The organism is Acidovorax sp. LjRoot117 (genome assembly GCF_964252695.1).
Taxonomy (GTDB): Bacteria; Pseudomonadota; Gammaproteobacteria; order Burkholderiales; family Burkholderiaceae_C; genus Acidovorax.
The window spans coordinates 74,643-96,095 of the sequence record NZ_CAXUPO020000001.1 but is presented as its reverse complement, the minus strand read 5'-3'; the positions used below and the strand labels follow the sequence as shown (position 1 = coordinate 96,095).

Below are 21,453 nucleotides of genomic sequence, written 5' to 3'. Positions count from 1 at the left end.
ATAGCGTTTTGGATCGATGCAATCATCCGGGATGTGACAGGTATGAAAGCCCACATTGGCGTGGATGCGGACTCGGGCCTGGTGCACACGGTGCGAGGCACCAGCGGCAACTTGGGTGACGTGATCGAAGCCAACAGCCTATTGCAAGGGCATGAGACAGACGCATTTGGAGATGCGGGCTACCAAGGCGTGCACAAACAGCCTGATGCCAAGCCAACAGTGCGCTGGCACGTAGCCATGCATCCAGGATTGCGGCGGGAGTTGGACAAAGACACGCCCTTTGACGTGCTGCTCGACCAACTGGAGCGCACCAAGGCCAGCATCCCGGCCAAGGTGGAGCACCCGTTCCGCGTGCTCAAGCAACGGTTTGGGTATGTGAAAGTGCGCTACCGGGGGCTCAAGAAGAACACCACACAGATCGTCACGCTGTTTGCGCTCTCTAACCTGTAGATGGCAAGGCACAAGCTGCTCGCCTGCATGGGACAGGTGCGCGTGCTGGGCGCGTAATGCCCCAAGACCGGGGACAAATGGCCCCCCCGCATAGTGCGAGAAGGAGACGCCAAGCGCACCATTCGATAAAAGGGGGCCAGTTTTTAGCTCAGACACCGTAGTGGCACGGGCGAAAGAGATTCGTGCAGAGGTTCCCTAACGTGCAGTGATTTCTATGCCTACTGTGCAATCCCTGTCTTCGCCAGCACATCGCCGACCAGCTCCAGCCGGACCAGCGGGTTGTCCAGCTCCATCAATCGCTGCTTGAGCTCCAGGGGCACCGGCAGCAGTTCGCACCAGCGGTTGGCCACCCAGCCGCAATCGTCGAGTTGCGCTGCCGTGGGGACGATGGACGTGGGCGCGTCGGGGTCGCGCTGCTGCAGGGTGTGCAGCACCTGGGCCAGGGCGGTCGAGGCTTTGTGCAAATCGGGCGGAATGGACACAGCCATGTCCTGGTCGAGGTGGTCGACATCGGCGATCCACAGGCCGTGCGGCAACAGGCTGCGCTGCGTGATGCGAAACCGCTGGCTGCCGCGGCACACCAGCGTGATCAGCCCCGGCTGCGGGGTGTCGATCTGCTCGATGACGGCCAGCGTGCCGACGTCGCTGAACTGCTCGTCGGGTGCGCCGGCCTGCCGCACCTCCCGTCCCTGGGTGAGCGCCACCACGCCGAAGGGTGCGCCCGCCTGTTGGCATTTGCGGACCATGTCGAGGTAGCGCACCTCGAACACGCGCAAGGCCAGCACACCGCCCGGAAAGAGCACGGAGCCGAGCGGAAAAAGGGGCAGGGAGGACAGTGTGAGAGGCTGGGTCATGAATCGGAGATGACGAAGTGCAGCATGTTCATGTCGGTTTCAAAAACGCCCGAGGTCGGCGCAGACCGTTCCGGGCCCTGGGGCCCGCGGGCCTTCGCGGATGCCTGGCAGCGTAAGCGCTGGCACCCTGGCAAGGGCAGGCACTGGCTTGCGCCCGGGAACAGGCCTGGATACCTTCGCATTGCGCGTCGCCTGGGTGCCCGGCCCCTGGTGCCAAGTCCGGGCCGTTCGTGCCGCCTGGGCCGGTACGGGGGCAGCCCTGGCTGACCGGGACGCAGCGCCGGACGATCCTTGAAACTGATGGGGGAACACCCTACGTCGCTATCATCCCATGACACGGCGTTCTTTCGGCGCCGCCCACCCGTTTTTGTCTCATCCATGCTCTACCAGATCGCCTCTTTTCTGCTCGACGTCGTCGGTGGCCTGCTCACGGGGGCGTGCCTCTTGCGGCTGTACATGCAATGGCAGCGCATTCCGTTTGCCAACCCGGTGGGAGGGCTGATCTTTGCCCTCACGGACTGGCTCATCCTGCCGCTGCGCAAGGTGATCCCGCCGGTGGGGCGCCTGGATGTGTCGAGCCTGGTGGCCGCGGTGCTGCTGCAGCTCACGCAATATTTCCTGCTCGCACTGCTGCTGGGCGCCGTCGGGGCTGCGTCTGCGTGGGCCTGGCTGCCGTGGCTCGCGCTGTTCGGGCTGGCCCGTGTGGCGGTGTCGGGGCTGATCGGCCTGTTGATCGTCTACGCGGTGATGTCGTGGGTGCAGGCGCGCTCGCCGCTGTCGGATGTCATCGCCCAGCTGTGCGAGCCGGTGCTGCGGCCGTTTCGCCGCATCATCCCCCTGGTGGGCGGCATCGATCTGTCGCCGCTGGCCGTGCTGGTGCTGCTGCAGGTGGTGATGATCGTACTGGGCCATCTGCAGGCCAGCGTCATGCGGTGACCATTCGCTGGACAACAAAATACCCATAAAAAAGGCCTCTACCGCTTGTCCGGTGAGGCCTTTTTGCTATTAAAAATATAGTGATCTTGCTGGTGCTGCGAATCGACGGCGCAGCCGTGCATCACGCCGTCGCCGGCATCATCACATCAGCATCACATGACAGCGTCGGCCGGCAGTCGCTGCAGCATGGCCAGGCTGCTCGCCACCGTGTTGCGCAGTTCGCGGCGGTCGCAGATGAAATCGACGGCGCCCTTGGTCTGCAGGAATTCGGCGCGCTGGAAGCCCTCGGGCAGGGTCACGCGCACGGTGGATTCGATCACGCGGGGGCCGGCAAAGCCGATCAGCGCCTTGGGCTCGGCGATCACGATGTCGCCCACGAAGGCGAAGCCGGCGCTCACGCCGCCCATGGTCGGGTCGGTCAGCACGCTGATGTAGGGCAGGCCCTTCTTGGCCAAGCGGGTGAGGGCTGCATTGGTCTTGGCCATCTGCATCAGCGACAGCAGGCCTTCCTGCATGCGGGCACCGCCGGTGGCGGTAAAGCAGATGAAGGGCACCTTCTGCTCGATGGCAGTTTCCACGCCGCGCACGAAGCGCTCGCCGACCACGGAGCCCATGGAGCCGCCCATGAAGTCGAACTCGAAGCAGGCGACCACCACGTTGATGCTCTTGACCGCGCCACCGATGACGATGAGGGCATCGGTCTCGCCGGTGTTCTCCAGGGCTTCTTTCAGGCGCTCGGGGTACTTGCGGCTGTCCTTGAACTTGAGGGCGTCCACGGGCAGCACTTCCTGGCCGATCTCGTAGCGGCCTTCGGCGTCCAGGAATGAGTTCAGCCGCGGGCGGGCGCCGATGCGGTGGTGGTGGCTGCAGTGGGGGCAGACGTTCTGGTTTTGTTCCAGGTCGGACTTGTAGAGCACCGTCTCGCAGCTCGGGCACTTGATCCAGAGGCCCTCGGGCACCTGGCGGCGCTCGGTGGGGTCGGTTTGCTGGATCTTGGAGGGCAGAAGTTTTTCGAGCCAGGACATGGTTTTCCTCTGTGTGAATGGGCCAGTGGCGGCACGGCCTTGAAACTGGCGCGGCCTAAAGGCCAGGGCTCCCGCGCAAGGGCCGCCCCGCCGCGCTGGGAGCGTCCCCCTTCCCGCGCAAAGCGCGAGAGAAGGGGGAAGCGGCAAAGCCGCTCAGGGGGATGCTCTTTATTTTACGCGTCTAGCGCCTTGCGGATGCCGCGCAGGAAGTCGATGGTCAGCGGCACCACCTTGGCGTGCTCCTGGTCTTCGATCAGCTGGATGATGCGGCTGCCGATGACCACCGCGTCCGCCACCTTGCCGATGGCCTGGGCCGTGGCCGCGTCGCGGATGCCGAAACCCACGCCGACAGGGATGTGCACATGCTCGCGGATGCGGGGCAGCATCTGCTCCACGGCCGCGGTATCAAGCGCACCGGAGCCCGTGACGCCTTTGAGCGACACGTAGTACACATAGCCGCTCGCCACGCGCGCCACCTGGGCCATGCGCTCGTCCGTGCTGGTGGGGGCCAGCAGGAAGATCAGGTCCATGCCGTGGGCACGCAGGTCGGCCGCGAAGGCTTCGCATTCCTCGGGCGGGTAGTCGACGATGAGCACGCCGTCCACGCCGGCTTCGGCGGCATCGCGCACGAAGGCGCTCTCTCCGCCCGCCTGGCTGTGCACCTGGTCGTAGCGTTCCACCGGGTTGGCGTAGCCCATCAGCACCACGGGCGTGGTGGTGTTGCGCTTGCGAAACTCCCGCACGTGGTCGAGCACCTGCACCATGCCCACACCCAGGCCCAGCGCCTTTTCGCCGGCCTTCTGGATCACGGGGCCGTCGGCCATGGGGTCGGAGAAGGGCACGCCCAGCTCGATCACATCGGCACCAGCCTCCACCATGCCGTGCATGAGGGCGGGCGTGATGTCGGCAAACGGGAAGCCTGCGGTGACGTACGGGATCAGCGCCTTGCGGCCCTGGGCTTTCAGCTGTTCGAAAGTGGTGTCTATGCGGCTCATGGCTTGGAGTCTCCGGGGCCGCCCTTGACGGTCAGGCCGCGCATGGAGGGGCGGTCGTAGAAATCTTCACCCGACAGGTCGGCCACGGTGCCGATGTCCTTGTCGCCCCGGCCCGAGAGGTTGACCAGGATGGCCTGGTCGGGCCGCATGGTGGGCGCGAGCTTGAGGGCGTAGGCGAAGGCATGGCTCGATTCCAGCGCCGGGATGATGCCTTCGGTGCGGCACAGGTGGTGGAAGGCGGACAGCGCTTCCTGGTCGGTGATGCCCACGTATTCGGCGCGCCCGATCTCCTGCAACCAGGCGTGCTCCGGGCCCACACCGGGGTAGTCCAGGCCTGCGCTGATGCTGTGGGTCTCGGTGATCTGGCCGTTGGCATCCTGCAGGATGAAGGTGCGGTTGCCGTGCAGCACGCCCGAGCTGCCGCGCTGCAGCGATGCCGAGTGCTTGCCGCTGTCCAGGCCCTCGCCCGCCGCCTCCACGCCGATCAGGCGTGTCTTGTCGAACGGGATGTAGGGGTGGAAGATGCCCATGGCGTTGCTGCCGCCGCCCACGCAGGCGATCACGGCGTCGGGCTGCTCGGCGGCGATCTTCTGCTCGGCCAGCATGGCGGGCATCTGCTCGATGGATTCCTTGCCGATCACGCTCTGGAAGTCGCGCACCATCATCGGGTAAGGGTGCGGGCCTGCCACGGTGCCGATGATGTAGAACGTGTTGTCCACGTTGGCCACCCAGTCGCGCATGGCTTCGTTCAGTGCGTCCTTGAGCGTCTTGCTGCCGGACTCGACCGGCACCACGGTGGCGCCCAGCAGCTTCATGCGAAAGACGTTGGGGCTTTGGCGCTTGACGTCTTCGCTGCCCATGTAGACCACGCATTCAAGGCCGTAGCGCGCGCAGATGGTGGCCGTGGCCACGCCGTGCTGGCCCGCGCCGGTCTCCGCGATCACGCGGGGCTTGCCCATGCGGCGCGCGAGCATGGCCTGCCCGATCACGTTGTTGATCTTGTGGGCGCCGGTGTGGTTGAGGTCTTCGCGCTTGAGGTAGATCTGCGCGCCGCCCAGCTCGCGGCTGGTGCGGGCGGCGTGGTACACCGGCGAGGGGCGGCCCACGAAGTGCTTGAGCTCGTACGCGAATTCGGCAAGGAACTCGGGGTCGTTCTGGTAGCGGGCGTAGGCCTCGCGCAGTTCCTTGATGGCGTGGGTCAGTGTTTCGCTGACGAAGCTGCCGCCGTAGGAGCCGAAATGGCCTGAAGCATCAGGTTGCTGATAGGAATTCATGAGGGTTCTTTGCAAGTTGGGCATCGGCCGCGCGCACGGCGGCGATGAACCGTTGGATCTTTCCGGCGTCCTTGATGCCCCTCAGGGGCTTGCCATCGGGGCTGTTAGGGTCCGTGGCCTCGACGCCGGAGCTGACATCAACCGCCAGCGTGTGGCAACGCGGGCGTACTTGCAAAATGCCATCGGTCACGTTTGCAGGCGTGAGTCCACCAGACAAAACGAGGTGAGAGCTGACGCTTGGTGGAAGGAGTGACCAATTGAATGCCTTGCCGCTGCCGCCGTACCCGTCGACATGGGCGTCGAGCAGGATGGCTTGGGCGTGAGAGTAATCGTGGGCGTATTTTACGAGGTCGAAGCGTGCCGCTCCGTCACCCAGGGGAATCCGCGCTGCCCGCAGGTAGGGGCGCGCGCCCTGGCCGGTGGCCGCCAGGCAGTCCTCAGGTGTCTCGTCGCCATGAAACTGGATGGTAGCGCCCGCTATCAGGGCGCTGGCAGCTATCACATTGGTAGCAGTCTCGTTGACGAACAGCAGCACCGGCGTCACAAAGGGCGGCAGGCGCCGCGCCAACTGGGCCGCACGCTCCGGAGTGACCGCGCGCGGACTGGGGGCATACAGCACGAAACCGATCGCGTCAGCCCCGGCAGCCACCGCGGCATCCACATCCTGCTCGCGCGTCAGGCCGCAGATCTTGATGCGGGTGCGGGCGGCGGGCTGCGCCGGCTCTGGGTGGGCTTGCGGCGAGAGGGGCGAGGGCGGTGTCGTCATGGCAGCCAATCATACGCAGCCGTGCGCTGGGGCAGGCCCCACTCGGCGTCGTAGCGCGGGCCCTGGAAGTACAGCCCATCCGGCGAAAACGTCGGGGCGGCGGCGTCGCGCGAGCGCGCTGCCAGCACCTGTCCGATCCAGTCCGCAGGCTGGTTGCCTTGGCCAATGGCGACCAGGCAGCCCATGATGTTGCGGATCATGTGGTGCAAAAACGCGTTGGCTTCGAACTCGAAGCGCCAGTAGCAGGAGCTCCAGCCCAGTTCCGGGTGGGGCTCGCCCAACCCGCGGCGCGAGATGTCGATGCGCTGCAGCGTCTTGACGGGCGACTTGGCCTGGCAGGCCGAGGCGCGGAACGAAGTGAAGTCGTGCTCGCCCAGCAACCGGTCTGCCGCCTGCCGCATGGCGTCGTGGTCGAGCGGGTGGTACACCCAGCCCACGCGCCCCGCGTCCACGCTGGGGCGCACCGGCGACTGCAGCAGCACGTAGGCGTACCGCCGGGCCACGGCGCTGCCGCGGGCGTGAAACCGGTCGGGCACCGGCTGCGCCCACTGCACCGCAATGTCGGGCGGAAGAAAGGTATTGGTGCCGCGCACCCACGACGATGCTGTGCGGTCGAGCTCGGTGTCGAAGTGCACGACCTGCATCAGCCCGTGCACGCCGGCGTCGGTGCGGCCTGCGCACAACGTGCTCACCGGGTGCGTGGCAAAGCGGCCCAGGGCCGCTTCGAGTTTGTCCTGGATCGTGTTGCCAGACAGCTGGCTTTGCCAGCCGCTGTAAGCCTGGCCGTTGTAGCTGACGCCCAGCGCCACCCGCGTCATGGGGCGGCCTGGGTGTGGGGGAAGCGCGCCGTGAGGGAACCCGGCCGCATCAGCCCAGTTCAGCCAGCATGCGCTGGGCGCGGGTCTTGAGGGCGCCGCTGGATTCGGCCACCACTTCTTCGATCAGCGTGCGGGCGCCGTCGGTGTCGCCGATGGCGTTGAACTCTTCGGCCAACGCCAGCTTGGTGGCCAGCGGGTCGTCCTGGGCGCTGGCGAAATCGTCCAGCGAGGCTGGAGCGGGCACAACGGCCTTGGGCGCCGGAGCGGCCATGGGTGTGGAGGGCGCGTTCAGGTCCAGCGACAGATCGCCAAGGTCAAACTCCATGGGGCCCGAGTCCTGTGCCTGGGCCGACAGCGGGATGGGGCCGGAAGGCGCCATCGACAGGTCGTCCACGCTCGGGAAGTCCAGGTTGGCGCTGGGAGGCGCTGCCGTCATGGGGCTGGGTGCCGTGTCGGGGGAGTTCCATGCCGGCGCAGTGGCGGACGGCAGGTCTGGCATGTCCAGACCCGAGCGCAGCGTCGAAGGCTCTTCGGCGGCAGGGGCCGCACGGCCAGCAGATGCTGCCGCAGCCGCTGCGGCGAAGCCGCCGGGCGCTGCAGGTGCTGCCGACGGTGCATCGGTCAACGCATCGTCGGGCAGGTCCAGGTCAAGGTCCAAGTCCAGGTCCGGAGGCAGCGCGGCAGTGGCTGCCGCGGCGGTGCCGCCCGTGAACGTGCTGGGGAAGCCGCCAGGCGGCAGCGAAGGCGACTCGTCTTCGGCGAGGCCTGGGCGGCCACCGGGCTGGTACAGGCGGTTGTCAGGGTCCAGGTCCCGGCCCAGTTCGGCAATGCGGGCCCAGTCAGGACCCTCGCCCTGCGTGAGCTTGAACACGTCGCCGGCCACGGCTTCCAGGGCCTTGCGGTCCTGGCGCTTGGCGTAGATCTCGCCCAGCTTCACGTGCACCGACACGCGGGCCGGGTTGTGGCGGATGGCTTCCTTGAGGATTTCCTCGGCCTGCAGGTCGCGGCCATAGGCCAGGTACACATCGGCTTCGGCCACAGGGTCCACATCGCCGCCGGCATCGAGCTGGCTGGGCGAGTAGGCCATGGACGAGCCCGTGGTCATCTCGCTGTTGGCCGTATCGACACGCTGACCACCGCTGGCGCCGAAGAACGAATCGGGCTGGATGCGGCTTTCGAGGAAGGAGCTGTCCACGCCGTTGTTCTGGCGGCGGCGCTGCACCACGCGGTAGGCGCCGTAGCCCAGCAGCACTGCCAGCAGACCCCCGAAGGCCCAAGGCAGGATCGGATCGTCCATGATGCCGGAGAGGAAGCTGGCCTCTTCAGCGGGCGCTGGGGCGGGGACGGGAAGCGGGGTGCGAACCGGGGCGGGGGCCGACGCCGGTGCCGATGCGGGCTCGGACGCGGCCTCTGCAGGCGTGGCGGCATCGCTGGCCGTGGCGGCGGGATCGACGGGGGCCGACGCAGGCGCTTCTGGCGCGGCGGGTGCCGTCGGCGTGGCGGGTATGGCCGGGGTCTGCACTGCCACGGCCGCGGGCGCGCTGGCTGCCGTGGCAGCCGGTGCCGCCGCTGCGGGCGTGGCGGAGCTGCCAGCCGGGGCCGAGGCGGCGCCCAGTTTGTTCAGGTCCGTGATGTTCTTGGACAGCTCGGCCATCCGCGTGGCGGCTTCGCTGGCCTGCTTGTCCTTGGCGACCTGGTCTTCTGCAGCCTTCTGGCCCTTGACGGAGCCCTTGGACAGCGTGAGCTTGTCGGGAGCGGCCGTGGCAGGCTTCCTGTCTTCGACCCGCGTCTGCACGGAGCCCGATGCCGAGCGTTCGGCGGCGGCAACGGCGGTGGAGGGCGCAGCGCCCGCCAGCTTGCGGCGGAAGTCGTTGAAGTCGCGGGCCTGTGCGGCCAGGATCTGGCGCGCCTCGGGGGCGGGCGTGGCCTGTGCGGCACTTTCGCTCGGCATCTGCAGAACGGCGCCGGCCTTGAGCCGATTGACGTTGCCCTGGATGAAGGCATCCGGATTGGCGCGCATCATCGCAACCAGCATCTGGTCGAGCGACACGCCTTGGGGGCGGTATGCGTTGGCAAGGCGGCCGGCGGTGTCGCCGGACTGCACGGTGACACCGTCCGCCGGGGTGGCGCGGGGTGCGGGCGCTGGGCGCGGGGCGGGCGGAGCCGCTGCCGTGGCAGGCTCGCTCGCACGGGGCGTCACGGGCGCACGCACGGCGGGTGCAGGCTGGGCTGCCGGGGCCGAAATCTGGGGCGATGCCGTCACGGTGGGCGCGGGGCGGCGCAGTGCTGGCGGGTCGAACAGCATGGTGTAGCTGCGCACGATGCGGCCCGAGCCCCAGTTGGCGTCCAGCACCAGGTCCAGGAAAGGCTCGTTCACCGGGCGGTCGCTGGACAGGCGCAGGACGGCGGTGCCGTCGGGGCGGCGCTGCAGCTGGATCTGCAGGTTGTTCATGGCCTGCGTGTATTCCATGCCCTGGGCGCGGAACACATCGGGAGACGCCGTGGCGGCGCGCAGCGTTTCGGCTTCTGCCGGGGTGATCTGGGGCAGATCGATTTCGGCGCGCAGAGGCTCGCCCAGGGCAGACTGCACGGTGATGCGCCCTAGCGCCAAAGCGGATGCATCAGTGGCATAAAAGCCGGCCGACGCCACGGCCGCGGCCGCCAGGACTGAGAATTTCCAACGATGCATGTTTGCCAACAACTGATGAGGATTTTTTGCGGCTCGGACGAGCGGTGCTTTTTTTGTCATGGTCAGGTCCCGCCCCGGCGCGTGAAAATATGTAAAAAGCACCATAGCATCAATGTTTTGCACTGACAAGCTGAGGTGGCGCCGAAGCTTTGGCAGCGCTGTTTGCGCACCAACTTGGGGCGTCTAAATGTTGCCAATTGCCAACGTGGCGTAACTGAGTGTTTCGACCTGTCAGCCACGAAAAAGCGCGCACAACCGGGGGCTGTGCGCGCTTTGGCGGGAGGTCAATCAGGCGTCGAGCAGGATGCGCAGCATGCGGCGCAGCGGCTCGGCGGCACCCCACAGCAACTGGTCGCCGATGGTGAAGGCGCCTACGTATTCAGGGCCCATGGCCAGCTTGCGGATGCGGCCCACGGGGATGGTCATGGTGCCGGTCACCGCCACGGGGGTCAGGTCCTTGATGGTGGCTTCACGGGTGTTGGGCACCACCTTGGCCCACGCGTTGTCCGCAGCGATCATGGCTTCGATGTCGGCCAGGGGCACGTCCTTCTTGAGCTTGAAGGTCAGTGCCTGGCTGTGGCAGCGCATCGCGCCCACGCGCACGCAGAACCCATCGACCGGCACCGCAGCGGATTGGAAGCCTTCGCCCTGGCCCAGGATCTTGTTGGTCTCGGCCATGCCCTTCCATTCTTCCTTGGACATGCCCCAGGCGGGATCGTCCTGGCTCTTGCCCAGGCCCAGGTCCTTGTCGATCCAGGGGATCAGGCTGCCGCCCAGGGGCACGCCGAAGTTGGCGGTTTCAGCGCCGGTCAGGGCGCGTTGCTTGGCGATGACCTTGCGGTCGATCTCCAGGATGGCGCTCTTGGGGTCGTCCAGCAGCGAACGCACTTCGGCGTTCAGCGTGCCGTACTGCGTGAGCAACTCGCGCATGTGCTGGGCACCGCCACCCGACGCGGCCTGGTAGGTCTGGGTGCTCATCCACTCGACCAGGCCGGCCTTGTACAGCGCGCCCACGCCCATCAGCATGCAGCTCACGGTGCAGTTGCCGCCGATCCAGTCCTTGCCGCCGTGGGCCAGGGCATTCTTGATGACCGGCATGTTGACCGGGTCGAGCACGATGACCGCGTTCTTCTCCATGCGCAAGGAGGATGCGGCGTCGATCCAGTGGCCGTTCCAGCCGGCCGCGCGCAGCTTGGGGTAGACCTCGTTGGTGTAGTCGCCGCCCTGGGCGGTGATGATGATCTCGCAGCGCTTCAGGGCCTCGATGTTGAACGCGTCCTGCAGGGCCGTCTCGTTCTTGGCGTGGGCAGGGGCCTTGCCGCCTGCGTTCGAGGTAGAGAAGAACATGGGCTCGATCAGATCGAAGTCCTTCTCTTGTTCCATGCGGTCCATCAGGACCGAGCCGACCATGCCACGCCAGCCGACCAACCCTACCAACTTGCTCATTTCAACGCCCCTTTTCAGTGTAAGAAACAGTGCCCGACCGGGACTGACCTTTGCCCCGGCTCGTCTGGGCCAGGGAGGGCGCACGACGATACCGGAGCTGGGTCAGCCCTTAATGGTCGTGGTTTTGGTGGTGATTGCGCGCACAGCCACGCCTGCCAGGGCGGCAGTAGCGGTGTTCAGGTCGAACGGGCGGGCGGCAAACATGGGCGAGATTGTAGCGGATCGCCCTGGAATGCCGCATTTTTGGCCCGAAAACGCCGCATTTCCGTGGCGGGCGATGCTTTCTGGAGACAGGTCCGACGGCTCGCAAGACGCGGCGGCCACAAAAAAGCGCCGCGGTGCGGCGCTTTCTCGGGGGGGGGCGGGGGGCGGCAAGCCGTGCCCGTCGGCTTATTGCGCCGACAGTGCCTTCACCACCGCGTCGCCCATTTGCGACGTGCCGACCTTGGTCGTTCCTTCGCTGTAGATGTCCGGCGTGCGCAGGCCTTGCTCCAGCACGTTTTGCACGGCAGCTTCGATGCGCTTGGCGGCTTCGTCCTGGTTCAGCGAGAAGCGCAGCATCATCGCGGCCGACAAAATGGTGGCCAGTGGGTTGGCCACGCCCTTGCCTGCGATGTCGGGGGCGCTGCCGTGGCTGGGCTCGTACAGGCCCTGGTTGCTGCTGTTCAGGCTGGCCGATGGCAGCATGCCGATGGAGCCCGTCAGCATCGAGGCTTCGTCGGACAGGATGTCGCCGAACATGTTGCCGGTCACGATCACGTCGAAGGCCTTGGGCTTCTTCACCAGTTGCATGGCGGCGTTGTCGACGTACATGTGCTCCAGTTCCACGTCTTGATAGTCCTTGTGCACGTCGATGACCACGTCCTTCCAGAACTGGAAGGTTTCCAGCACGTTGGCCTTGTCCACGCTTGTGACCTTCTTGCTGCGCTTGCGGGCGGCCTCGAAGGCCACACGGGCGATGCGTTCGATCTCGGGGCGCGAGTAGCGCATGGTGTCGAAGGCTTCTTCGGCACCGGGGAAGTGGCCGTCCACCGCCGTGCGGCGGCCGCGGGGCTGGCCGAAGTAGATGTCGCCCGTCAGCTCGCGGATGATGAGGATGTCCAGGCCCGCGATCAGCTCGGGCTTGAGGCTCGATGCACCCACCAGTTGCTCGTAGCAGATGGCCGGGCGGAAGTTGGCGAACAGGCCCAGGTTCTTGCGCAGGCCCAGGATGGCCTGCTCGGGGCGCAGGGGGCGGTCGAGCTTGTCGTACTTCCAGTCGCCCACGGCGCCGAACAGGATCGCGTCGGATTCCTTGGCCAGCTTCAAGGTGGCTTCAGGCAGCGGGTGGCCGTGGGCCTCGTACGCCGCGCCGCCGACCAGGGCGGATTCCATCTCGAAATGGAGGTCCAGCACTTCCAGGACCTTGACGGCCTCGGCGACGATCTCGGTACCAATGCCGTCACCCGGCAACACTGCGATTTTCATTGTTTGCTTCTCTTTTGATAGCGGCTAGCGCTTGCCCATCAAGCGGTAGCCGTTGTTTTTGCCAAAAACCGGGTGTTCACGACACCATCGAATGCGCCAGCCAGGGCTTGGCCGCCAGCCGCTCGGCCTCGAAGGCCTTGATCTTGTCGGACTTGCGCAAGGTGAGGCCGATGTCGTCAAAGCCGTTGAGCAGGCAGTATTTGCGAAAGGCGACGACGTCGAACGGGATCTCTTCGCCCTGGGGGCGCACCACGACCTGGCGTTCCAGGTCGATGGTGAGCTGGTAGCCGGGGAAGGCGGCCACTTCGTCGAACAGCTGGGCCACGGTGGCCTCGGGCAGCACGATGGGCAAGAGGCCGTTCTTGAAGCAGTTGTTGAAGAAGATGTCGGCAAAGCTCGGTGCAATGACCGCACGGAAGCCGAATTGGTCCAGCGCCCAGGGCGCATGTTCGCGGCTGGAGCCGCAGCCGAAGTTCTTGCGGGCGATGAGCACGCTGGCGCCCTTGTAGCGCGGCAGGTTCAGCACGAAGTCGGGGTTGGGCTTGCGGGCGGACTCGGGGATGCCGGGCTCGCCCTTGTCCAGGTAGCGCCACTCGTCGAACAGATTGGGGCCGAAGCCCGTCTTCTTGATCGACTTGAGGAACTGCTTGGGGATGATCGCGTCGGTGTCGACGTTCTCGCGGTCCATGGGGGCCACGAGGCCCTTGTGCACGGTGAATTTCTGCATGGTGTGGTGCGCTTTACTGGCTTATTTGGCAGCGCGCTCAAGCGCGCCACCAGCCCGTTGGACGTCCTGGCCCACGCCCTTGACGGTGTTGCAGCCCGCCAGCAGGAAGGCCAGCGAGAGGGCGATGAATGCGGCGATCTTTGTCATGGCAAGGCTCCTTCAGGCAATGGAGAGGTCAACGGACGGTGTGGAACAAAAGGTGGATGAAAGGCGAATAGGGCGGCAGCCAGCGCTCAGGAGAACTGGCGCACATCCACGAAGTGGCCGTGCACGGCAGCGGCGGCGGCCATCGCGGGGCTCACCAGGTGCGTGCGGCCGCCGGCGCCCTGGCGCCCTTCGAAGTTGCGGTTGCTGGTGGAGGCGCAACGCTCGCCGGGCTCCAGCCGGTCGGCGTTCATGGCCAGGCACATCGAGCAGCCGGGTTCGCGCCACTCGAAGCCCGCGGCCTTGAAGATCGCATCGAGGCCTTCGCGCTCGGCCTGTTCCTTGACCAGGCCGGAGCCGGGCACCACCATGGCCAGCTTCACGTTGCTGGCGACCTTGCGGCCCAGGTTCTTCACCACGGCGGCGGCTTCACGCATGTCTTCGATGCGGCTGTTGGTGCACGAGCCGATGAACACCTTGTCGATGGTGATGTCGTTGATCGGCTTGCCCGGTTGCAGGCCCATGTAGGTGAGCGCACGCTCGATGGCGCCGCGCTTGTTGGCGTCCTTTTCCTTGTCGGGGTCGGGCACGCGGGCGTCGATGCCCAGCACCATTTCGGGCGATGTGCCCCAGGTGACCTGCGGCTGGATCTCGGCGGCGTTGAGCTTGACCACGGTGTCGAACTGCGCATCCGCATCGGAGTGCAGCGTCTTCCAGTAGGCCACGGCCTGGTCCCATTCGACTCCGGTGGGCGACAGGGGGCGGCCCTTCACGTACTCGATGGTCTTGTCGTCCACGGCAACCAGGCCCGCGCGCGCGCCGCCTTCGATGGCCATGTTGCACACGGTCATGCGGCCTTCCATGCTCAGGCTGCGGATGGCGGAGCCTGCAAACTCGATGGTGTAGCCCGTGCCGCCCGCCGTGCCGATCTTGCCGATGATGGCCAGCACGATGTCCTTGGCGGTCACGCCCTTCGGCAGGGTGCCGTCGACCTGCACCAGCATGTTCTTGGCCTTCTTGGCCAGCAGGGTCTGCGTGGCCATCACGTGCTCGACCTCGCTGGTGCCGATGCCGTGGGCCAGTGCGCCGAACGCGCCGTGGGTGCTGGTGTGGCTGTCGCCGCACACCACCGTCATGCCCGGCAGGGTGGCGCCGTTTTCAGGGCCGATCACGTGCACGATGCCCTGGCGCTTGTGCATGAAGGGGAAGAACGCCGCCGGCGTGATCTGCGCCATGTTGTCGTTCAGCGTGGTGATCTGTTCCTTGCTGATCGGGTCGGTGATGCCGTCGTAGCCGGCCTCCCAGCCCGTGGTGGGCGTGTTGTGGTCGGCCGTGCCCACGATGGAGCTCATCCGCCACACCTTGCGCCCCGCCTCGCGCAGGCCTTCGAAGGCCTGGGGGCTGGTGACTTCGTGCACCAGGTGGCGGTCGATGTAGAGGATGGAGGTGCCGTCCTCCTCCGTGTGGACGACGTGCTCGTCCCAGATCTTGTCGTACAGCGTGCGTCCCATGGGTGGCTCTTTTCTTTCGGTGGGGGTTTGATTTTCGTGGCGAGGCTCTGGCGCCTCGGTGGACAAGGCGCGCGGGGCCAGGTGTTCTGCCAGCAGGCGGGCGGTGACGGGCAGGGCGTCGAAATCGCGGGCCACCACACGCAGTTCGCGATGGGCCCAGGCGTCGGACAGCGGAACGGCTACCAGGCGGCCCACACCGCGCATCAGCTCGAAGGCGCGGTCGGGCAACAGGCCCACGCCCAGGCCGTTGTCGATCATGCGGCACATGGCGTCGAGCCCCGTGACCTGGATGCGCTGGCGCAGCGGGCGGCTGGCAGCGGCGGCGGCTGCCCGCATGGCCAGGCTGATGCTGCTGTTGGCATGCAGGCCCACGATGTCCCAGTCCAGGACTTCTTCAAAATTAATAGCTGCTTGCGCAGACAGGACGTGCCCTGCGGGCATGACGAGCACCAGGCGGTCTGCGCGGTAGGGGCGGCTTTGCAATTGCGTGGCGCCGTTGCTGCCTGCCATGTTCACGTTGCAGATGCCCAGGTCGGCCGCGCCCTCCTGCACGGCGTGCAGCACGTCGCTGGAGAGGTGCTCCTGCAGGTCGATCTTGATCTGGCTGTGCTCGCGCGCGAACGCGCCCAGGTCTTCGGGCAGGAACTGGAAGATGGCCGAGATGTTGGCGTGCATGCGCACATGGCCGCGCACGCCGTCGGCGTATTCGCTGAGCTCGCCCTGCATGCGCTCCAGCCCGAAGAGCACGGTGCGCGCGTGGTGCAGCAGGCTCTCGCCCGCAGGTGTCAGCGTGACGCCGCGGCTGTGGCGGTACAGCAGCGCGGTGTCCACGGCGGTTTCCAGGTCCGACAGCCGCTTGCTCACCGCCGACGCGGCGATGAACTCTCGCTCCGCCGCCCGGCCGATGCTGCCGAGTTCGCACACGGCCACGAACAGCTGAAGCGAAGTCAGATCAATGCGGCGCGCAAAACTGCGCTCGGAGCTTTTCATCGGTGGGTATCTTGTGCTTCTCGTTTGGAGAAGGCGTTGCGCTATTTTCCTATAAATGGAGGGTCTTGGCCATCGCGTACCGCGATGTCGTCCATCGCCTGTGCGCTTATCCGTGCAGGCAGAAAAAAAGCCGCACGGGCCCGAGGGCGCCGTGCGGCTGTTTGTCAGGGGCTCGATGCCTGGCGGGATCAGCTGAAGAAGTTCTTCAACCGGTCCGTCCAGCTCTCGCCGCTGGGCGAGTGGCGCGCGCCACCCTTTTTGAGCGAGTCTTCCAGCTCGCGCAGCAGCTTGCGCTGGTGCTCGGTGAGCTTGACGGGCGTCTCGACCGCGATGTGGCAGTACAGGTCGCCCGGGTAGCTGGCGCGCACGCCCTTGATGCCCTTGCCGCGCAGGCGGAACTGCTTGCCGGCCTGGGTGCCTTCGGGGATGTCGATGGCCGCCTTGCCTTGCAGCGTGGGCACCTCGATCTCGCCGCCCAGGGCGGCGGTGATGAAGCTCACCGGCACCTGGCAATGCAGGTCGTCGCCGTCACGCTCGAAGATGTCGTGCTTCTTCAGGCGGATCTCGATGTACAGGTCGCCCGGAGGCCCACCGTTGGTGCCGGGCTCGCCGTTGCCGGTGCTGCGGATGCGCATGCCGTCGTCGATGCCCGCGGGGATCTTCACTTCCAGCGTCTTTTGCTTCTTGATCTTGCCCTGGCCATGGCACGTGGTGCACGGCTCGGGAATGATCTTGCCCGTGCCGCGGCAGTGCGGGCAGGTCTGCTGAACGCTGAAGAAGCCCTGGCGCATCTGCACCGTGCCGGAGCCCTGGCAGGTGCCGCAGGTCTTGGCGCTGGTGCCGGGCTTGGCGCCGCTGCCGTGGCAGGTGTCGCAGCTGTCCCACGAGGGGATGCGGATCTGCGCGTCCTTGCCGCGGGCGGCCTCTTCCAGCGCGACTTCCATGGCGTAGCTGAGGTCGTTGCCCCGGTACACCTGGCGGCCACCCGCGCCGCGCCCGCGGCCGCCCTGCTGGCCGAACATGTCGCCGAAGATGTCGCCAAACGCCTCGGCAAAGCCGCCGAAGCCCTCGGCACCCGCGCCGCCGGGGCCGCGCATGTTCGGGTCCACACCCGCATGGCCGTACTGGTCGTAGGCGGCCCGCTTTTGCGGGTCGGAGAGCATCTCGTAGGCCTCCTTGGCCTCCTTGAACTTCTCTTCGGCAGGCTTGGCGGCATCTCCCTGGTTGCGGTCAGGGTGGTGCTTCATCGCCAGCTTGCGATAAGCCTTCTTGATCTCTTCATCCGAAGCGTTCTTGGGAACGCCCAGGATTTCGTAAAAGTCTCTTTTGGACATGGTCTTTCTGAGCCCGGTTGGAACAGGAACGCCGCGCAGCTCCCTGGGAGCATTGCGCGGCGGCTCGGGTCAACGGGGGCGTGCTCAGCCCTTCTTGACTTCCTTCACCTCGGCATCGACCACGTTGTCGTCGTCCGCAGGCTTGGAAGACGAGGCCGAGGCGCCGCCACTGGCAGCGTCTGCACCGCCTGCTGCGCCCTGTGCCGCTTGCGCAGCCTGCGATTCGGCGTACATCTTCTCGCCCAGCTTCTGGCTGGCGGCCATCAGCGCGGTGGTCTTCTCGTCGATGGCGGCCTTGTCCTCGCCCTTGAGGACGTCTTCCAGGGCCTTCACGGCGGCCGTGATCGCGTCCTTCTCACCCGCGTCGAGCTTGTCGCCATGCTCGGTCAGGCTCTTGTTCACGCTGTGCACGGCCGCTTCGCCCTGGTTGCGGGCCTGCACCAGCTCGAGCTTCTTCTTGTCGTCGGCGGCGTTGAGCTCGGCGTCCTTCACCATCTGCTGGATTTCTTCTTCCGACAGGCCGGAGTTGGCCTTGATGGTGATCTTGTTTTCCTTGCCCGTGCCCTTGTCCTTGGCGCCGACGTGCAGGATGCCGTTGGCGTCGATGTCGAACGACACTTCGATCTGCGGAACACCGCGCGCTGCCGGCGGGATGCCTTCCAGGTTGAACTCACCCAAGAGCTTGTTGCCCGCCGCCATTTCACGCTCGCCCTGGTAGACCTTGATGGTCACTGCAGGCTGGTTGTCGTCCGCGGTGGAGTAGGTCTGCGCGAACTTGGTCGGAATGGTGGTGTTCTTCTGGATCATCTTGGTCATGACGCCGCCCAGGGTTTCAATACCCAGGGACAGGGGGGTCACGTCCAGCAGCAGCACGTCCTTGCGGTCGCCCGACAGCACCTGGCCTTGAATGGCGGCGCCCACGGCCACGGCTTCGTCAGGGTTCACGTCCTTGCGGGGTTCCTTGCCGAAGAATTCCTTGACCTTCTCCTGCACCTTGGGCATACGGGTCATGCCGCCGACCAGGATCACGTCATGGATGTCCGACACCGACACGCCGGCGTCCTTGATGGCCATGCGGCACGGGGCGATGGTGCGCTCGATCAGCTCGTCCACCAGCGCTTCCAGCTTGGCGCGGGTCAGCTTGATGTTCAAGTGCTTCGGGCCCGACGCATCGGCGGTCACGTACGGCAGGTTGATGTCGGTCGAGGCCGAGTTCGACAGCTCGATCTTGGCCTTTTCGGCCGCTTCCTTCAGGCGCTGCAGGGCCAGGACGTCGTTCTTGAGGTTGACGCCCGATTCCTTCTTGAACTCGTCGATGATGAAATCGATGATGCGCTGGTCGAAGTCTTCGCCGCCCAGGAAGGTGTCGCCGTTGGTCGACAGCACTTCGAACTGCTTTTCACCGTCCACGTCCGCGATTTCGATGATGGACACGTCGAACGTGCCGCCACCCAGGTCATACACGGCGATCTTGCGATCGCCCTTTTCCTGCTTGTCGAGGCCAAAGGCCAGGGCAGCAGCGGTGGGTTCGTTGATGATGCGCTTGACATCCAGGCCCGCGATGCGGCCGGCGTCCTTGGTGGCCTGGCGCTGTGCGTCGTTGAAGTAGGCGGGCACGGTGATGACGGCTTCCGTCACAGGCTCGCCCAGGTAGTCCTCGGCGGTCTTCTTCATCTTGCGCAGGATGTCGGCAGACACCTGCTGGGCCGACAGCTTGTTGCCGCGCACTTCGATCCAGGCGTCACCGTTGTCGGCGGCCACGATCTTGTAGGGCATCAGGTCGATGTCCTTTTGCACTTCTTTTTCGGTGAACTTGCGGCCGATCAGGCGCTTGACGGCGTACAGCGTGTTCTTGGGGTTCGTCACGGCCTGGCGCTTGGCCGAGGCACCGACGAGGATCTCGCCGTCTTCCTGGTAGGCCACGATCGACGGCGTGGTGCGGGCACCTTCGCTGTTTTCGATCACGCGGGTGGTGTTGCCTTCCATGATGGACACGCAGCTGTTGGTGGTGCCCAGGTCAATGCCGATGATTTTTCCCATGATTTTTCTCCGTGATGCTGGAATGGTTTGGATGGCTAGTAACTTGTGGATAACTCGGCTGGCTTCAAGCCGTTATCCCCCATTTATTTCGGGGCGGCGACGGTGACCAGGGCAGGGCGCAGCACGCGCTCGGCGATCACATAGCCCTTTTGCAGCACGGCGACCACCGTGTTGGGCTCCTGGGTGGAGTCGGCAGGCAGGGGTACCACGCTGATGGCCTGGTGCTGGTGCGGGTCGAACTTGGCGCCCGCTTCCGGGTTGATGGCCAGCACCTTGTTGCGCTCCAGCGCCGAGGTCAGCTGGCGCAAGGTGGCGTCTGCGCCTTCGCGCAACTGCTGGGGCGTGGCTTCCTTGATGCCCAGCGCGGCGTCCAGGCTGTCGGCCACGGGCAGCAGGCTCTCGGCAAAGCTTTCGATGCCGAACTTGCGGGCCTTGGAGACTTCGTCCTCGGCGCGGCGGCGGGCGTTTTCAGCCTCGGCCTTGGCGCGCAGGAACTGGTCGGCCAGCTCGGCGCTCTTGGCCTTGAGTTCGGCCAGCTCGCCCTGCAGCCGCGCCAGCTCGTCGGAGGCGTGGGCAGCCATGGCGGCTTCAACTTCTTCGGGGGCGGGGGCAGTCTGTGCAGTGGGTTGGCTGGTGTCTGACATGTTGGGATCTGAAGGTGGATAAACAGCGGTACGCGCGGGATGTGGGGCCGTGTCCGGGCATTTCAAGGTCCGGCGCAGGGGCTTGTGGCTGCGTGCCCAGGCCCGGCGCGTTTTGTTGTAAGGCATGTCGTCCCGCTCGGCCAATTTGCAAGCCCCTGGGTGGCGGTCGGGGCCACATTTCGGGATTTCGCAGGCGTTCGAGCAGGCGTGAGTGTACAAGCGGCGAAGGTCGGTCTATAATTGCCGGCTTTGCCTTGCCACACCGCTTCTAGACGCAGCGGGTGGTGTCATCCAAAAGGAGTCTGCATGCGTCATTACGAAATCATTTTGTTGATCCATCCGGATCAAAGCGAACAAGTTCCAGCCATGCTGGAGCGCTACAAGGGCATGATCACCGCTGGCGGTGGCAAGGTGCACCGCGTGGAAGACTGGGGCCGCCGTCAACTGGCGTACCTGATCAACAAGCTGGCCAAGGCCCACTACCTGTGCGTGAACATCGAGGCCGACCAGGCTGTGATGGCTGAACTGGAGCACGCCTTCAAGTTCAACGACGCCGTGCTGCGCCACCTGACGGTTCAGAAGAAGAAGGCCGACACGGGCCCATCTTCGATGATGAAGACCGTCGAGCGCGAAGAAGCCCGCAAGGCCAGCCAGGCTGAATACGCAGCCGCCGGTGGCGAGCGTGGTGACCGTCCAGAGCGCGCCGAGCGCACTGAACGCGCCGAGCGCTGATCCAGCCCGTTGGAGTGGAGAACCGCGTAGTCTTGACTGCATGTATCGCAGAGGCTGAAGCCCTGCGCTACACACCCGCCGGATTGCCTGCCCTCACGCTGCGGCTCGAACACGAGTCCCGGCAAACCGAGGCAGGCCACCCCCGCGAAGTCAAGGCTGCCATGAAAGCCGTCGCCTTTGGTGCGATGGCCGAGCGTCTGGCAAGGCAGAACATCGGAAGTCTCTGGACTTTCAGTGGATTTCTGGCAACCCCGCGCAATGGCAAGACCGCAGTGCTGCACATCCAGGATATTCAACAAAATTAATTTTCAAGGGGTCCGCAATGGCCACGTTCAAGAAGTTCAACAAAGACAAGCGCCCAAAGCGCAACACCCAGTCCCTGCTGTTCAAGCGCAAGCGCTTTTGCCGCTTCACGGTGACCGGTGTTGAAGAAATCGACTACAAGGATGTCGACACGCTGCGCGATTTCATCGCCGAAAACGGCAAGATCATCCCCGCACGCCTGACCGGCACGCGCGCCATCTACCAGCGTCAGCTGAACACCGCCATCAAGCGCGCGCGCTTCCTGGCCCTGGTGCCTTACAGCGACCAGCACAAGATCTAAGGAGCAC

General features: G+C 65.7%; 19 protein-coding genes and 2 pseudogenes. 5 read left to right on the top strand and 16 right to left on the bottom strand.

Annotated features, from left to right (window positions below):
• Positions 1-39: 39 nt before the first annotated feature.
• Positions 40-450: pseudogene (locus ACSQ3D_RS00455) on the top strand (transposase); the annotation flags it as partial.
• A 218-nt stretch (positions 451-668) separates the two neighbouring features.
• Here the strand turns inward: ACSQ3D_RS00455 and ACSQ3D_RS00450 are convergent.
• Entirely contained in the window at positions 669-1,304 is a 636-nt protein-coding gene (locus tag ACSQ3D_RS00450) for an LON peptidase substrate-binding domain-containing protein (protein ID WP_436125555.1), read from the bottom strand.
• A 378-nt stretch (positions 1,305-1,682) separates the two neighbouring features.
• On the opposite strand from ACSQ3D_RS00450, the gene ACSQ3D_RS00445 reads away from it, so the two are divergent.
• Complete coding sequence (locus ACSQ3D_RS00445) at positions 1,683-2,240, top strand: YggT family protein (protein ID WP_436125554.1); 558 nt, start codon at positions 1,683-1,685, stop codon at positions 2,238-2,240.
• A gap of 152 nt (positions 2,241-2,392) precedes the next feature.
• On the opposite strand, the gene accD is transcribed toward ACSQ3D_RS00445, so the two are convergent.
• The 15 genes and pseudogenes from accD to grpE form a co-directional block, all read right to left on the bottom strand.
• Positions 2,393-3,265 (bottom strand): acetyl-CoA carboxylase, carboxyltransferase subunit beta, encoded by an 873-nt coding sequence (accD, locus tag ACSQ3D_RS00440; protein WP_056162197.1) that lies wholly within the window; start codon positions 3,263-3,265, stop codon positions 2,393-2,395.
• Between the two features lie 173 nt (positions 3,266-3,438).
• The gene (gene trpA, locus ACSQ3D_RS00435) at positions 3,439-4,260 is read right to left on the bottom strand and encodes a tryptophan synthase subunit alpha (RefSeq protein ID WP_056420905.1); all 822 of its coding nucleotides are present in this window, start codon (positions 4,258-4,260) and stop codon (positions 3,439-3,441) included.
• Positions 4,257-5,534 (bottom strand): tryptophan synthase subunit beta, encoded by a 1,278-nt coding sequence (trpB, locus tag ACSQ3D_RS00430; RefSeq protein ID WP_056420906.1) that lies wholly within the window; start codon positions 5,532-5,534, stop codon positions 4,257-4,259. The genes trpA and trpB overlap by 4 nt, the downstream gene beginning before the upstream one ends.
• Positions 5,512-6,300 carry a phosphoribosylanthranilate isomerase gene (locus ACSQ3D_RS00425; RefSeq protein ID WP_396502832.1) on the bottom strand — a complete coding sequence of 263 codons (789 nt, stop codon included), beginning with the start codon at positions 6,298-6,300 and terminating at the stop codon, positions 5,512-5,514. Before ACSQ3D_RS00425 ends, trpB begins: the two co-directional genes overlap by 23 nt.
• Positions 6,297-7,118 carry a tRNA pseudouridine(38-40) synthase TruA gene (truA, locus tag ACSQ3D_RS00420; RefSeq protein WP_436125553.1) on the bottom strand — a complete coding sequence of 274 codons (822 nt, stop codon included), beginning with the start codon at positions 7,116-7,118 and terminating at the stop codon, positions 6,297-6,299. The genes ACSQ3D_RS00425 and truA overlap by 4 nt, the downstream gene beginning before the upstream one ends.
• Before the next feature lie 49 nt (positions 7,119-7,167).
• Complete coding sequence (locus tag ACSQ3D_RS00415) at positions 7,168-9,807, bottom strand: FimV/HubP family polar landmark protein (RefSeq protein ID WP_436125552.1); 2,640 nt, start codon at positions 9,805-9,807, stop codon at positions 7,168-7,170.
• Positions 9,808-10,095: 288 nt separating this feature from the next.
• Positions 10,096-11,253: an aspartate-semialdehyde dehydrogenase gene (gene asd, locus ACSQ3D_RS00410; protein ID WP_396502829.1), complete on the bottom strand. Its 1,158-nt coding sequence runs from the start codon at positions 11,251-11,253 to the stop codon at positions 10,096-10,098.
• Between the two features lie 390 nt (positions 11,254-11,643).
• Complete coding sequence (gene leuB / locus ACSQ3D_RS00405) at positions 11,644-12,720, bottom strand: 3-isopropylmalate dehydrogenase (RefSeq protein ID WP_436125551.1); 1,077 nt, start codon at positions 12,718-12,720, stop codon at positions 11,644-11,646.
• 76 nt (positions 12,721-12,796) lie between these two features.
• Positions 12,797-13,447 (bottom strand): 3-isopropylmalate dehydratase small subunit, encoded by a 651-nt coding sequence (leuD, locus tag ACSQ3D_RS00400; RefSeq protein WP_056162217.1) that lies wholly within the window; start codon positions 13,445-13,447, stop codon positions 12,797-12,799.
• Positions 13,448-13,468: 21 nt separating this feature from the next.
• Positions 13,469-13,594 carry an entericidin A/B family lipoprotein gene (locus tag ACSQ3D_RS00395; protein WP_436125550.1) on the bottom strand — a complete coding sequence of 42 codons (126 nt, stop codon included), beginning with the start codon at positions 13,592-13,594 and terminating at the stop codon, positions 13,469-13,471.
• A gap of 86 nt (positions 13,595-13,680) precedes the next feature.
• Entirely contained in the window at positions 13,681-15,102 is a 1,422-nt protein-coding gene (leuC, locus tag ACSQ3D_RS00390) for a 3-isopropylmalate dehydratase large subunit (protein ID WP_436126158.1), read from the bottom strand.
• Between the two features lie 87 nt (positions 15,103-15,189).
• Positions 15,190-16,092 (bottom strand): annotated as a pseudogene (locus tag ACSQ3D_RS00385) (LysR substrate-binding domain-containing protein); the annotation flags it as partial.
• A gap of 188 nt (positions 16,093-16,280) precedes the next feature.
• Positions 16,281-17,426: a molecular chaperone DnaJ gene (dnaJ, locus tag ACSQ3D_RS00380; RefSeq protein WP_436125549.1), complete on the bottom strand. Its 1,146-nt coding sequence runs from the start codon at positions 17,424-17,426 to the stop codon at positions 16,281-16,283.
• A gap of 84 nt (positions 17,427-17,510) precedes the next feature.
• Positions 17,511-19,466, bottom strand: coding sequence for a molecular chaperone DnaK (gene dnaK / locus ACSQ3D_RS00375; RefSeq protein WP_056420923.1), 1,956 nt, complete (start codon positions 19,464-19,466; stop codon positions 17,511-17,513).
• Between the two features lie 83 nt (positions 19,467-19,549).
• On the bottom strand, positions 19,550-20,110 hold the full coding sequence (gene grpE / locus ACSQ3D_RS00370) for a nucleotide exchange factor GrpE (RefSeq protein ID WP_056420926.1): 561 nt from the start codon (positions 20,108-20,110) through the stop codon (positions 19,550-19,552).
• Positions 20,111-20,416: 306 nt separating this feature from the next.
• On the opposite strand from grpE, the gene rpsF reads away from it, so the two are divergent.
• From rpsF to rpsR, 3 genes are read left to right on the top strand one after another with little or no spacing between them, the layout of a single operon-like run.
• Positions 20,417-20,842, top strand: a complete 426-nt coding sequence (gene rpsF / locus ACSQ3D_RS00365; RefSeq protein WP_436125548.1) for a 30S ribosomal protein S6 — start codon at positions 20,417-20,419, stop codon at positions 20,840-20,842.
• A 14-nt stretch (positions 20,843-20,856) separates the two neighbouring features.
• Complete coding sequence (gene priB / locus ACSQ3D_RS00360) at positions 20,857-21,147, top strand: primosomal replication protein N (RefSeq protein WP_082486070.1); 291 nt, start codon at positions 20,857-20,859, stop codon at positions 21,145-21,147.
• Positions 21,148-21,164: 17 nt separating this feature from the next.
• Complete coding sequence (gene rpsR, locus ACSQ3D_RS00355; protein ID WP_044397946.1) at positions 21,165-21,446, top strand: 30S ribosomal protein S18; 282 nt, start codon at positions 21,165-21,167, stop codon at positions 21,444-21,446.
• The last annotated feature ends 7 nt before the right edge of the window (positions 21,447-21,453 follow it).